At 71.4% G+C, this 13,640-nt stretch carries 7 protein-coding genes, 2 pseudogenes and 1 CRISPR repeat array; of the genes and pseudogenes, 4 read left to right on the top strand and 5 right to left on the bottom strand.

The genetic code is table 11. From position 1 onward, the window contains the following. Positions 1–188: 188 nt before the first annotated feature. Together ACZ7RU_RS28615 and ACZ7RU_RS28610 are read left to right on the top strand one after the other, a co-directional pair. Positions 189–657 (top strand): annotated as a pseudogene (locus tag ACZ7RU_RS28615) (site-specific integrase); the annotation flags it as partial. Positions 658–773: 116 nt separating this feature from the next. Further along, entirely contained in the window at positions 774–1,835 is a 1,062-nt protein-coding gene (locus tag ACZ7RU_RS28610) for a hypothetical protein (protein ID WP_470343843.1), read from the top strand. Here the strand turns inward: ACZ7RU_RS28610 and ACZ7RU_RS28605 are convergent. The 5 genes and pseudogenes from ACZ7RU_RS28605 to ACZ7RU_RS28585 all read right to left on the bottom strand — a co-directional run bounded on the left by ACZ7RU_RS28605 (position 1,826) and on the right by ACZ7RU_RS28585 (position 6,259). Continuing rightward, positions 1,826–2,395, bottom strand: a complete 570-nt coding sequence (locus ACZ7RU_RS28605; protein ID WP_470343842.1) for a hypothetical protein — start codon at positions 2,393–2,395, stop codon at positions 1,826–1,828. The genes ACZ7RU_RS28610 and ACZ7RU_RS28605 overlap by 10 nt on opposite strands. A 349-nt stretch (positions 2,396–2,744) precedes the next feature. Beyond that, positions 2,745–2,882: pseudogene (locus tag ACZ7RU_RS28600) on the bottom strand (IS701 family transposase); the annotation flags it as partial. Between the two features lie 858 nt (positions 2,883–3,740). Then, positions 3,741–4,982 (bottom strand): GNAT family N-acetyltransferase, encoded by a 1,242-nt coding sequence (locus ACZ7RU_RS28595; RefSeq protein WP_470343841.1) that lies wholly within the window; start codon positions 4,980–4,982, stop codon positions 3,741–3,743. After that, positions 4,979–5,656, bottom strand: a complete 678-nt coding sequence (locus tag ACZ7RU_RS28590) for a ribonuclease FAU-1 family protein (RefSeq protein WP_470343840.1) — start codon at positions 5,654–5,656, stop codon at positions 4,979–4,981. Before ACZ7RU_RS28590 ends, ACZ7RU_RS28595 begins: the two co-directional genes overlap by 4 nt. A 57-nt stretch (positions 5,657–5,713) precedes the next feature. Beyond that, positions 5,714–6,259 carry a GNAT family N-acetyltransferase gene (locus ACZ7RU_RS28585; protein WP_470343839.1) on the bottom strand — a complete coding sequence of 182 codons (546 nt, stop codon included), beginning with the start codon at positions 6,257–6,259 and terminating at the stop codon, positions 5,714–5,716. Between the two features lie 1,184 nt (positions 6,260–7,443). Here ACZ7RU_RS28585 and ACZ7RU_RS28580 point away from each other — a divergent pair. Further along, complete coding sequence (locus ACZ7RU_RS28580) at positions 7,444–7,878, top strand: hypothetical protein (protein ID WP_470343838.1); 435 nt, start codon at positions 7,444–7,446, stop codon at positions 7,876–7,878. A 523-nt stretch (positions 7,879–8,401) separates the two neighbouring features. Next, a CRISPR array of direct repeats spans positions 8,402–10,508; the repeat unit is 28 nt; unit sequence GAGCAACCCCCGCGAGCGCGGGGCCGAC. A gap of 172 nt (positions 10,509–10,680) precedes the next feature. After that, entirely contained in the window at positions 10,681–13,563 is a 2,883-nt protein-coding gene (cas3, locus tag ACZ7RU_RS28575; RefSeq protein WP_470343837.1) for a CRISPR-associated helicase Cas3', read from the top strand. Positions 13,564–13,640 lie beyond the last annotated feature (77 nt).

The following is a 13,640-nucleotide window of genomic DNA, read 5'->3' as shown; positions in this document are numbered from 1 at the left end:
GAGTTGCCTACGCGTCACAGACACAGTCGTACCGGGTTTCACCCTCGGACGAAGGCAGAACCCGAAGACTGATCACAACCTCACACAGGCCCTAGAGCCTTCAAAAACTCCGAGGACGACACCGAACCGCACTGCTGGCGCACCAAGATCATCCCACTGCCCCTTTTTTGGGCTCACCTTGGCCGGACCCCGTCAAGGCGAAGGGCGCCCGGACCAAGGCCCGCCGCCGGGGCCAAGCCCGCGAGGACTACGTGCTGGAGACGGTGTACTGGGACGCCGGCACCGCCCGGCTCCTGCCCGGCTCCTGTGCGGCCGTACCCGCGGCCCGGTGTTCGTCACCCACCGCAAGCCCGGCCGGGGAAAGATCGTCAGCGCGCGACGTCTGCCCGGACAGCGGGCTCGCGCGGCTCTCGTACGGGCAGGCCCGCAGGCTGCTCGACGAGCACACCGCCGTGCACGGGCCGGGGAACCGGCTGGGATCTGCACGAGTACCGCCACTCCTGCCTGACCCACCTCGGTGAGCAGGGCGCCTCCCTGCTGATGCTGATGGCGAAGTCCCGGCACAAGAAGCCGGAAAACGTCCGCCGCTACGTCAAGCCGTCCCCCGAAGCGATCGCCGAGGTCACCAGCCTCCCCGCCCCAGGCGACGCACGGCGCTGGCCCTGTGATCCTGCCGGGCGGCGGCTTGCTGACCAGCGGCGTTGTCAGAAGAGGTACATATGCTCCGGGGGACCATCGGGCGACGTCTGAGGTGGTGAGGGAAGGGGACTGGGATGGGCTGGTGGGACAGGAAGCCGGAAGAGCGCGCACGTTGGGTGCTCGATCCTCTGGTGGCGGTGGGGCCGCTGCGGTTCGGGATGGACCACGACGAGGTGAAGGCGGCCCTGGACGGCGAATGGAACGGCGGCGGACAGTGCACGGCCGACGAATGGCGCTGGACTCCGTACGACGGCGGTTGCGTGATCGCCGTCTACGACCAGGACGGCTGCTTGGTCGCGGTCAAGATCGATGCCAGGGGAGGCCCGTTCGTCCGGCTCGACGACGTCGAACTGATCGGGCAGCTCCCCTCCGAGGCCCGCGCCGAGATCTTGGGCCTCGCGGCCCGGCGGGGAGCCGCAGTGAGGACGAACCGCAGCGGGGATCCGCAGATCGCGGCGTGGGGCGTCTCCATGTCCGCCGAACAGGAGTGGGGGCGGCTACCCGAAGGGCACGTCGGGCGGAAGGACGCCATGATCACCACTGCCCTGTTTACCGCCCCCGGAGTCGCCGACGACAGGGCTGCCTCCGTCATCAAGGGGCATGATGTCCGTGACCTGGTCGCGAACCCGGGAGCCTGGCCCGTGACGCCTGACCACGAACGCCCCCGCTGGGAGTGGAACCCGCTGGAGCACGTGGGGCCGCTCCGGTTCGGCATGAGCCCGCACCAGGTGGCAGCCGCCCTCGGTGGCGAGATCCCGGCCGGACGGACGGGCGCTTTCCCGTTCTGGTTCTGGAAGGAGTCCGGGCAGTGGTCCCTCCACACCGACCGCTTCGAGCGCGCCGGTGTCACCGCCCGGTACTGGTATCCGGAAGGCGTTCCGGAGCTGGGTGCCGTGACCGTGCACGGCCGTACCGGACCCCAGCTCCACTACGGAGGCATTCCGCTGGTCGGCATCACGCCCTCCGTCCTTGACGCGGCCATCGTCCAGCACGTCGAAGACCATGACCTGGGCCTGCGGTTCAGCCCGAACGGAGCGGCGGTGCCCGACGGGCCCAACCTGTTCCTGGACACGGCCAGGGCGGAGGACAGCTCGGTGAGCGAACCGACCTTCTGCGCTGAGGACTATCAGATCTGACCCTGCACGGCGCACGACGCACCGACGGGGGAGATGGAGACCTGCGTGATGTTACCGAGGTCATTGAGCGCGACGTTGAGATCGACGAACCGCTGCGCCCAGCTTCCGTCGAGGTTGCGGATGGCGTAGTGCAGGTGCCCGTCGCCGCCCAGGGCGATGATGTGGGTGGAGGTGTTGATGCCGGCGGTGGCGACGGCACGGACGCCACCGATGTTGCCGGCCGCGGCCTGGACGTCCTCGTACGGAGTCCAGCTGCCGTCGTACAGGCGGGACGCGAAGTAGAGATCGTTGTCGCTGCGGACCAGGGCCTGGGTCTTCCAGCCCACGGCCTTGGCACGGATCTGCTGGACCCAGCCGGCGATGTCGTCGACGCGGGTGTTGTAGGCGCCGGTGCGGGTCTCGGTGGCGGGGGTGCCGAGGCAGCCACCCTGCCAGGAGCGGGAGGCGACGGCCACGAGTTCGGCCTTGCCCTTGGTCTCGCGGACCACCGGGGCACCGGTGTCACCCATGCAGATCACCGCGCGGCCGGTGCCCGTGGTGCCGATGCCGGTGGCGGTCACGGTGTCGAGGGAGAAGACGCCGGTGCGGAGCTTGAGCGGCGCCCGATGGACTGTTGCAGGTGGATCTTTGCGCCGAGCGTTTTGACGGCCCACGGCCCGCGAGTTCCGAGGAAGTCTTTGAGAGATCGGAACTCGTCTTCGCGGCAGCAGGTGGCACCTGGAGTGCCCTGCATCCGTGGAGTCAGTAGGACCCGTTTCCAGGGGCCTGTGTCGGATATCCGAAGTCGCCCGAACGCTGGCCGCGACCCCGGCGTTCGACTGTGTCCGGTGATATCGCGGTGACAGGTGGGACAGGCGCCGGCCCGGGTGGCGAGGAGTAACTGCAGCTCGCGGACGACTTGGTAGAGACTCAGGCCGGCGCCGCGTCTTTTGGGGCGGTGGCCAGTCTGCGCAGGGTGCAGAAGGCATGGGCGAGGGAGACCAGGGTGACGTGGTGGTGCCAGCCGTTGAAAGTGCGGCCCTCGAAGTGGGCCAGACCCAGGGCCTCGTACCGTGGAGACATGGCCGGGCCGGTGCGCCGGTGCGCGTACTGCTGGAACCCGCTGCGCGGGTCACAAGCTAGGGTCAGAAATACTTCCAGCCACCACAGTTGCTGCTTCCCTCCGACCAGAACGTCGCAGATTCGAGCCCTCTGAATGGGGTATCCCCAGCTTTTCGAGACTGAAGACCCCTTGCCTCCGAAAGTGAATACGATATCGCGCGCACCGTTCGGAAACTCAACCTGAACCGCCGCTCCTGTACCGTCGGCGCTGCCGTCCGCGACCGTAGCCGTACCGCGCCCGAAGTCGTTCGAGACTGCTCCGTAGTCACATCCGAAGATGGTGCTGCAGCTCGACCAGCTAACGCTTCCCGCACTTGCGGGGCTAGCTTCCAAGATCAGCACAGCTGCAACAACAGTGCAATTCGTTTCACCTTCACTGCGCCCTCCAGACTTGACTTCGATAGGTGGAGCGTAGACACATAGCATCGGAAGGGAACCCGATACTTCCGGCCATTCTGTTCCACGGTCAGGCAGCCGCAGTACGGGCACCATACGGCCGTTATCCGGCCCGATCGCGATGCTGAACCTTGCAGGTTTGCGCCCCTGTCATCGCTGGTCACGCTGCCCAGGTAGAACACCCACCGACCTGCGTGACCTGCGGTGGTCCGCAGGCCGCAAGGCGCAGGAACGGGCAGCCGGGAACAGGGTGGAGGAGAACGCGGTGGCGTTCCAGGTCTACGCGTAGCCGCCTCGGGCGGCGGCGGGCCGGTCCGCGCCGGTCCGCGCCGCATACAAGCTGACCAGCGGGTTTCCTTCGCCGCCCGGGCGCGCTCGCCGAGCACCGCACTGGCAGCACGCCGATCCTCAGCTCGACGCCCACACATGGACCACCTGCTCCGCGCCGTGCTCGAAGGCCCGCTCGACCGCAACCAGGCCAACCCGCGCGAGGAGGAGCCGGGAGCGGGTGTTGGCGGCCTGGGTCACGGCGACGATCGGCCGTGCGGGGGCAGTGGCGCGGGCCCAGCGCAGGACTTCGGCGACGGCTTCGGTGGCAAGCCCGCGGCCGCCGAAAGCCGGGAGGAACTCGTAGGAGATCTCGGTCCGGCCCGGGGCGCGGTGGTCGGTGTCTGCGGTGACCCGGCCCACCGGCGTGCCGTCGAGGGTGACGGTGAAGTGGCCGGCCCGGTCCGAGGCCTTGGCCAGCCGCTGGGCGAGCCGGTCGCCGGTCAGCGGGCCGCCGAGGTAGCGCCGGCCGGCGGGATCCCTCCACAGCTCGCCCAGCAGCCGCTGGTCGCCGTTCGCGAACGGGCGCAGCTGGAGGCGGCGGGTGGTGAGTACCGCGGGCCAGGCGGCGGGCGGCGGCCACTCGGCCGTGCTGGGGGCGGTGTTGCGCTCGGCCGCGGTCCAGCGGGCGAGCAGCGGCGGCAGGTAGTCCACCACCGGGCCGAGGGCGTGCAGCTGGGCCGGGTCGCAGACAGTCTCGACCTGTCCAAGTTCCGGGTCGGTGCCGCTGGAGGACAGCAGGGTCTGGTGTCGTTGGCGCAGCAGGTTCTCGGGCTGCGGGGGCGCGGTGAGGTGGAGCCCGATATTGCCGTGCTCGCCGCGGGTGAGCGCCCAGAGGTTGAGGGCGTCCGGGGCGGCGCGCAGGCCGGTCTCTTCCGCGAGTTCGAGGGCGGCGTGGCCGCGCAGCGCGTCCATATCGAGCGGTTGTCCAGCTGGTGGGGGCTCCAGGGTGCCGCCGGGGAGCTGCCAGCGGCCCGGGTGGGCGGTCCACGCGGACTGGCGCCCGATCAGGATGCCGCCGCTGTCGACCGACTGGAGGACGGTGACGAAGACGGCGGAGGGCTTCCAGCTCGCGTTGGGGATCCGGCGCAGTGCTCGGTACCGGTAGGTGACGGGCGCCCAGGACAGGACCAGGCGGCCGGTCGGCGCGAAGGCCAGCGACTTGCAGGCGAGCGCCGGTCCGTCGAACATCGCCGGGTTCCGGGCCGCGTCGCGCTCCCACTGCTCGTCCATGGCCTGTCGCTCCTGCCGGGACAGCGGCGGGACGGCGGTCTCGACCAGGTCCAGCTGGTCGGTGGGGAAGAACTCCACGCTCTGGTTCACCGCGGCATGGCCGGGTCGAAGGTGTCCGCGCCGTCGGGCAGCTGGGGGTCGGGCCAGGCCGGGTCGGGTGTCCACGTCGGCCAGGTCTCGGCGAAGGGGCCGGTGCGGTTCTGGAGGAGGCCGAGTGCGCGCTCACGGGCCGCGTCGACCTGCGTGTGGAGGTGGTCGTCGATCAGGCCGAGCCGTCGGGCCTGCTCGTATTCGTCGAGATCCTTCCACCGGTGGGAGCTCAGGTCGGGTTCGACGACCAGGTCGACGAAGAGGTCGAAGGTGTCGAGCCCGATCGGGGTACGGGTGTAGGGCAGCTCGAAGTTGACGTACCACCGTTTCGGCTCGCCGATCGCGGCGTCCTGGAAGGTGTGAACGCTGAAGTACTCGCCGGCCTCGAAGCGCGAGCGCAGGGTCGTCCCCTCCCACTGCCACGGGCCCAGCTGCCATTCGCCGGCCGCGAGGTCCTCCAGGCCGGACTGGCGCAGGGCGTGGTCACCGGTGCGCATCGCGTCCGACCACGTGGTCGGACCGAGGCTGGTGAGGCCGGGCCAGTAGAGGAGTTCGAGGACGTCGCAGTCGTCGGCGAGGGTGCGGTAGGGCTGGGCGGACCAGACCTTCCTGTTGTGGACGTCGCGGCGTACGGCGGTGCTGCCGGGCGTGAACCGGGTGGTGGCGGAGGTCATGGCGCTCCGGGAGGTCGGGCCGACGCCGCCTCGGCCGGGCCCGGTGCGCTGCGCCGGTCAGAGGGGCGTGCGGAGCAGGGGGAGGTCGAGCACCGGTCCGTCGGGGCCGGGGCTGTAGGGGCCGGCGTACCGGTACCCCAGGCGATCGTAGAACCGCCGGGCGGGCCCGTCGCCCGGCATTGCGAGCAGCGACACCCAGTCGGTGCGCAGCGCCTCCAGCAGCGTGGTGTGGATGCCGGTGCCGACGCCGCGGCCCTGCCAGCCGGTGCGGACGGCGAGTTCGCAGATCCCGGCCAGGGAGTCGGTGTCGCGGGCGTCGGGGGTGATGGCCGGGCGCAGTTGCTCGCCGTACCAGTAGGCGGGGGAGCAGCGGAATCCGTAGCCGAAGCCGACGAGCCGCCCCTCGGTGTAGGCGGCGATGAGGACGAAACCGTTGTGGCGGGCGTGGCCGGTGATCTGGCGGCGCAGGGTGTCGGGGGTGAACCCGGCGGCGGCGATGTCGTCGTGGCCGGTGTGCGCTTCGGCCCAGACGTCGGCGAGGGTGTCGAGCAGGTCGGTGGTGTCGCCGGCGCCGTAGCGCTGCAGGGCGAGGGCGGGGCTCATGGGGTCCTTCAGGCAGCGAGTGGGAGGGCGGCGGCGTGGTCGGTCGATTGGGATTCCCCGGACCGCCTGATCCCGGCCAAGTGGCCGGCGCGGTGGCGGCGGGAGCTGCGCGGTGAGGGCGGCCTCTGGTTCCAGCTGCTCGATGAGCGCGGAGCTCCGGTGATCGAGGGGATGGTCAACCTCAAGCCGTACGAGCAGCAGGCGCTGATGCGGCTCACCCCGTGGGGGCGGCAACTGGTCCGCCAGCGCTGGCGGGAGATGCCTCTCTGGAAGCGCTGCTGGCACCAGGATCCGCCGCTCACTGGCGTAGCGCACGCCCCGCATCGAACCGCCGTACAAGGGGTGCTCGCCGCCCGCGCACGAGGGGCACTGGGTGCTCCAGCCGTCCGCGCCAGAGGGCCGCCAGTCGAGGTTCTGCCGCACCCGGGCCGCCGCCGTCCGCGAGGACCGGTCCTCCACCGCCCCGCACCCCGCGCACCGCTGCGCCCGCGCGAGCAGCACCAGGTGCTCGGCACGCCACCGGTCCAGCACCTGCGCCCACCGCTCGGGGATGCTCCACGCGCCGGCCCGGCGGCGCACCACGTCCATCACCACCACGCCGGCCACCACCAGCGGGTCACGGCCGTCGGGCTTCCGGACACCTCCGAGCAGGCCCTTGAGCTCCTTCACCGCCAGGCGCTGCACCGCAGGGTCGAGTCCGGTGTCGAGAAGGCCGGCGGCCGGCGGGCGGCGAGGGGCGCGGGCGGCGCGGTTGACGAGTTCGCCCTGGACGGCCCGGCGCCAGTCGTCGTCGAAGCGGGAGTCCCGGTTCAGGTCCGTCCACGGCAGCCCCAGCGGAACGAGCCGGCCCGGCGCGGCGGCCGCGCACGAGCAGCCCCGAGACCTGTCCTCCCCGCACCTGCGGGGGTCACCCGCGGCTGAACCTCGTGCGGGGCATCGTCACGGTGTCCTCCCCCCACCTGCGGGGGTCAGCCGGACGACCAGGTCGCGATCCGGTATGCCCCTGGGTGGCGTTAACGGTTTGGTATGTCCCCACTTTTCCGGTCTGAACTGGCCCCGGCTACCGGCTGAAGAGCCCGCCTTGCCGCCATCGAACGTGACACCGAGGCAGCCTGACCTGCCCGCGAATCCATCGAATGGGAGGAACGGCTTCAACTGTCCGAGTCGGCTCATACGATCACCGGGTGACCGATGACGAGATCATTGAAGCCTGCCGAAAGATCGCCATGGACCGGCAGTCGCCCCCGCCCGCACCGCCGGAGGCCGTCGCCGAGGCAGAACGCGTCATCGGGTTCGCCATTCCCACGCTTCTCCGGCGTCTTTACACCGAGGTGTCCAACGGCGGCTTCGGCCCCATCGACGGGGTCCTGCCAGTTGATGCGGGGTCGTGGCAGGAGCACATCGCAGTGCCCTACGAGAACGGACCGGATCCCAGCGGATGCATTCCTGCAGGGGTCGTGCCGCTCTATGACTGGGGCTGCACCATGTGGTCGATGATCGACTTCCGCGACCCGAACGGCGCGATGTGGTCCAACGTCGACGGTGCCTGTTGGCCACAGCGAATCACCTTCGCCCAATGGCTGATTGCCGCGATGGACGGCGAGTTGCGCTTCGCTTGACCGGACGGGGTGCCCCCAGAGAACGAATGGCATCGACCGAACCCGCCGGCTGGCTATCAGGAGAGCTAAAGTCAGCCGCTCGCCAGCCTCCATTTTGCTGATCACCTTCATCTGGCCCTGTTCACTTGCCCGGCTCCGTCCACACCTTGATCCGGTACGCGGACCGCGGCCCACAGCCACCGCGGTTGCACCGTCCAACGGAACAGGGGATGCCATGAGCTCGCCGGGGGCGGCGTGGGGAACTGCCGGCACGGCCCGCTGTGGGCTGGTGGCAGTGTCAGTACCCCGTGTCACTGTGCGATCCGTGATCAACAAACCCACCGGCTCGCCCCGGTCGTGGCGGCGGCCTCCGCCGACCAGACCGTTGCGTCTACGTCGAGGCGGCCTCACCACGGTCGTTCCTGGCGGGCAGATAGGGAAGCCGTGCCACGCCCGGCACGGCCGTTTCCGGCCGGCCGGAGACCTTGGGTACACTTCCCATCTCGCCAAGGTTCGGTTGGACAGCTACCCGTGGGACGCCGCAGAGCAACCCCCGCGAGCGCGGGGCCTACTCCCGCGAGTCGGCGCCGATCCACGCCTGGGAGGAGCAACCCCCGCGAGCGCGGGGCCGGCCGACCTCAGCCGCGCTGGCCGCACCGCCGAGAAGGCAGAGCAACCCCCGCGAGCGCGGGGCCGACGCCGGCCCACAGCCCCGATCGAACCTGCCGCGGGAGCAACCCCCGCGAGCGCGGGGCCGACTCCCGCGGGGAGGCGAGACCGCCGGTGGTGACGGGGCAACCCCCGCGAGCGCGGGGCCGACTCGGGCGTCGGCTGCGTCGCACTGATCGCCGCCGAGCAACCCCCGCGAGCGCGGGGCCGACTCGCCGGTGTTCGGGATCCTCACCTTCAGGGTGGAGCAACCCCCGCGAGCGCGGGGCCGACGGAAAGACATCCTTGCCAATATCCTGGACATCAGAGCAACCCCCGCGAGCGCGGGGCCGACGAGGTGCACGAGCTGCCAGGCCAGGGCGGCGAGGAGCAACCCCCGCGAGCGCGGGGCCGACACCATCACCGGATCTGCCGCGACCACGCCACGGAGCAACCCCCGCGAGCGCAGGGCCGACTCCTTGAGCGCCGACCCCTGCTCCGTCGTCGTCGAGCAACCCCCGCGAGCGCGGGGCCGACTCCACCTGCCTGCTGCCGACGATGAACGGCCGGGAGCAACCCCCGCGAGCGCGGGGCCGACGTCGCCGAGATGATCCAGACCCACGGCCGCGACGAGCAACCCCCGCGAGCGCGGGGCCGACCCGGGGGTTAATGCGGTGGTCGAGCCGACGCTGGAGCAACCCCCGCGAGCGCGGGGCCGACCGGAAGCCGTGGCATCAGGATGGGCGGCTGGCGGAGCAACCCCCGCGAGCGCGGGGCCGACACGGCGACACGGAAAGGCTCGATCGGATTGCCGGAGCAACCCCCGCGAGCGCGGGGCCGACATGCCGTGGCCGCCGCCCACCCGCGGCAGGTAGGAGCAACCCCCGCGAGCGCGGGGCCGACGGCTGCGTGCGGATCGCGTACGAGGACCACCTGGAGCAACCCCCGCGAGCGCGGGGCCGACAGGGACCGGACGTAGGCCGGCGACAACGAGGGGGAGCAACCCCCGCGAGCGCGGAGCCGACCGACTGGACGGTGCCGAGCCGGCCGTCACGGAGGAGCAACCCCCGCGAGCGCGGGGCCGACCTGTTGAGTATCAGGAGGCGTAAGAAAGTGCCGGAGCAACCCCCGCGAGCGCGGGGCCGACGACGCGACAGCCGGCTGTTCCTGGGCAAGGTCGGAGCAACCCCCGCGAGCGCGGGGCCGACGGGGCGCTCCCGGCCAAGCCCGCCCAAGAACTTGAGCAACCCCCGCGAGCGCGGGGCCGACCGACGGCGCGGTCTGCGGTGTCCGCGCACCGCGGAGCAACCCCCGCGAGCGCGGGGCCGACGACGTAGAACCGGCGCCGGTTCTCCGTGCTTTGGAGCAACCCCCGCGAGCGCGGGGCCGACGCCCTGGTGCTGAACAGCCCCCTTGCCAACCGGGAGCAACCCCCGCGAGCGCGGGGCCCGACGCCCGGGAGGCCGCCGAACTCGAACCCGAACGGGAGCAACCCCCGCGAGCGCGGGGCCGACGAGCCGGTCGCCGACGTACAGGATCTCTCCCGGGAGCAACCCCCGCGAGCGCGGGGCCGACGAGCGGTAGCCCACCGAGGTGCGGCAGGATGTGGGAGCAACCCCCGCGAGTGCGGGGCCGACCCCACACCGCCGAAAAGGGCCCGTCGGCGACCGGAGCAACCCCCGCGAGCGCGGGGCCGACGCGTCGTCGGCGGCTGGATCGCGGACTACAAGAGAGCAACCCCCGCGAGCGCGGGGCCGACTACTCGGCGGGGCCGAGCTGGATGCTGATGCCGGAGCAACCCCCGCGAGCGCGGGGCCGACCGCAGGAACGCCGCCCACTGCCGCACCCGGGCGGAGCAACCCCCGCGAGCGCGGGGCCGACCCCCGGTGCTCGCGCTGCATAGCGACTCCTACGGAGCAACCCCCGCGAGCGCGGGGCCGACGCCCACCGGCGGACATCCGGTCCGTACTGGATGGAGCAACCCCCGCGAGCGCGGGGCCGACACTTCCTGACCTGCAGCGATTCTCCACAGAGGGCGCCGATTGATTCAGTTCGATTTGGCAGACGGCCCATAGCATTTTTCCTGAGTCATCATCATATATTCCCACAGTCAAGCCAATTGTCAGTGCCGCCCCCTAGGCTCCCGAAGCGTACTCGCACATGGAGGTTGGGACGATGGCTGAGGACCGCTGGCAGTGGTACCCGCCCGAGGTCGCGGGCTGGTTGGGCGTGTTGTGGGGGAAGTCGGCCGGGCGGGCCGGGGGGTCTGCCAATCTCCTCCTGTCGCACATGCTGGACACCGCGGCGGTGGCGGAGGTCGTCTGGGACCGTTACCTGCCGCCTGTGACAAAGCGGCGCCTGGATGCCGTCGCGGGCGGCCGGGGGAAGGGGCGACGTCTTTTCGCCTGGCTGTGCGGGATCCATGACTACGGCAAGGCCGTCCCCGCCTTCCAGCACCTGGACTCCGGCTTGGCGGACGCCGTTCGCCGAGCGGGCCTCTCATGGGACAAGTTCGCGGTGAAGTCCGAGTCCTGGCGGCACGACAAGGCCGGCGGCCGTCTGCTGCGCGCGGTGCTTGTCAAGGCCGGGTGGGCGGAGGAGCAGATCGACTGGGTCTGGCCGTTGGTCGCCGGCCACCACGGACGCTTCCCCACGCTGGGCCAGCTGCGCCCGAAGAAGGAGGACCTTCAGGGCAAGGGGCCGTCCTGGAAGCTGGCGCAGTCGGCGCTGGTGGAGGTGTTCTCCCGGGAGTTGGGCTTCGAGGGGGAGTCGCCGTTGGCCGCGGTGGAACCTGTCCTGGTGCCGGGCCGTGCGATGCAGCTCCAGTTGTCCGGTCTCGTGGTGATGGCGGACTGGATCGCCAGCGACGAGTGGCACTTCGCCGGGGTCTCGGACCTGGCGAGGGTGACGATCGCCCGAGCGCGGCAGCGGGCTGCTGCGGCATGGTCGAGCCTCGGGTTGCGCGGCGGGTGGGGGACGCTGCCGACTCCCGGCCCGGAGGCGTTCCGGGACCGCTTCGGTCACGGGACCCGCCGGTCACAGGATCTGGTGCTCGATGTCGTGCGTCGGATGGGCGGGCCGGGCCTGGTGGTCGTCGAGGCGCCGATGGGGGAGGGGAAGACGAAGGCCGCGCTGGCGGCGGCGGAGCTGCTGGCCGCCCGGTTCGGCCTGGACGGGGCGTACCTGGGCATGCCGACCCAGGCGACCGCGGACCCGATGTTCACCCAGGTCCGGTCCTGGCTGCACAACGTTGAGGAGGGGCTGGAGAACCAGGTCGCGCTGCTGCACGGCAAGCGGATGTTCAACAAGGAGTGGCGCGGCCTGCTGGAGGGCGCGGGGGAGTGGAGCCAGGACGCCGACTCCCGCTACTCGACGGTGGACGAGTACGGCATGCAGTCCAATGGCTTCGACAGTTGCGAGGGCGGGGAGCGCAAGGCTCCGGCCGAGTGGTTCCTCGGCCGTCGGCGTGGCCTGTTGAGCCCGTTCGCGGTCGGCACCATCGACCAGCTCCTGTTCGCCGCGACCCGTACCAAGCACGTGATGCTGCGGATGGCCGGCCTGGCGGGCAAGGTCGTGATCCTCGACGAGGTCCACGCCGCCGACGTCTACATGTCGCAGTTCCTGCTGGAGGGCCTGTGGTGGCTCGGGCAGGCCGGGGTGCCGGTGGTACTGCTGTCGGCGACCCTGCCGCCCGAGCAACGGCGCCGCCTGGTCGCCGCCTACCTGGCCGGAACGCAGTCGGCGGAGGTCGCAGCGGCGCTGGAGGTTCCCGAGCCGCAGGGGTATCCGAGTGTGACGGCGGCCTGGCCGGGACAGGACGGGTGGCCGGAGCTGCTGGTCGAGAGCACGCGATCCTGGCGCGACGACCTGCGGGTGCGGGTCGAGGTCCTCGACGAACCGCCGACGCGGACCGATTCCCGGGCCACGGAGAACGACGCCGGGCCGGCGGACACCGCCGTGGTCGACTACCTGAGGGAGCGCCTGGTCGACGGCGGGTGCGTCCTGGTCATCCGCAACACGGTTGACCGCGCCCAGGCCACGTTCGACGCCCTCCGCAAGGAGTTCGGCGCCGACGTCCGCCTCCTGCACGGCCGCCTGCACACGGGCCACCGGGCCGATCGCACACAGGAAGTGCTGAACCTCCTCGCCCCGCCGCCCGACGGCGTCGAGCGGCCCGGCAGGCTGATCGTCGTCGCCACCCAGCTCGCGGAACAGTCCTTCGACGTCGACGCCGACCTGCTGATCACCGATCTCGCCCCGATGGACCTCCTCCTCCAGCGCATCGGCCGCCTCCACCGGCACGACGGAGTGAAGCGTCCCGCCCTGCTGGAGCAGCCCACGGTCGTCGTCACCGGCGTCGGCCTCGACAGCAGCCAAGCGCCGCACATCCTGCGCGCCTCCGAGGGGATCTACGGCCGCTACCTCCTGCTGCGCACGGCCGCCGAGGTGGAGCGGGTGACGGCCGGTGGTGGCACCTTGAGTATCCCCGGCCAGGTGCCGGACCTGGTCGCCCGGGTCTACGGCACGGACCCCGTCGTCCCGGAGGCGTGGGGCGAGGCCGAGACGCAGGCCCGGAAGGAGTGGGAGGAGCGGCAGGCCGCGCGTCGCGCGAAGGCCGCCGAGTACGTGCTGACCCGCGCCGGGGAACACGGGGCTCCGACCTTGGCCGGCCTGCACTACGGAGGCCACGGCACCGTGGCCCAGGGGCAGTTCGAAGCCCTCGTCCGCGACGGGGACCGCAGCGTAGAGGTCGTCCTGGTGCGCGGCACCGAGGATCGCTTCCGGGCGGTGACGGGTCGCAGTCTCGGGCCGAATGGAGAGGTCGCGGCGGAGGTGGTGGACGACGTGCTCTGCGGCACGGTCCGCCTGCCCGCCAAGCTGACCGAGACGGCCGAGCAGGCACTCGGTCCGCTGCCGGGCTGGCGGGACCACCCGTGGCTGCGCTACAGCCTCGCCCTCGAACTCGACGAACAGGGCGAGGCGTCGCTCGGCGACTTCCGGCTGCGCTACGACGAGGCGCTCGGGCTCGTGGTGAGCGGAGGAAGGCCGTACCGGTAGCGGGCCGTGTGGGCGGAACAGGCGCAGTGCCGTTCCGCCCACACGCCCCCAGCCCCGCGAGCGCGGGGCCTACTTGC

Source organism: Kitasatospora sp. NPDC114501 (assembly GCF_055633695.1).
Note: the sequence above shows the minus strand (reverse complement) of the source record. Positions and strands in the feature narration are given on the sequence as shown.

Coding starts and splice junctions, on each gene's coding strand:
- ACZ7RU_RS28610 (WP_470343843.1), top strand. CDS start 774: ATGGGCTGGTGGGACAGGAAGCCGGAAGAGCGCGCACGTTGGGTGCTC.
- ACZ7RU_RS28590 (WP_470343840.1), bottom strand. CDS start 5,656: ATGACCTCCGCCACCACCCGGTTCACGCCCGGCAGCACCGCCGTACGC.
- ACZ7RU_RS28585 (WP_470343839.1), bottom strand. CDS start 6,259: ATGAGCCCCGCCCTCGCCCTGCAGCGCTACGGCGCCGGCGACACCACC.
- cas3 (WP_470343837.1), top strand. CDS start 10,681: ATGGCTGAGGACCGCTGGCAGTGGTACCCGCCCGAGGTCGCGGGCTGG.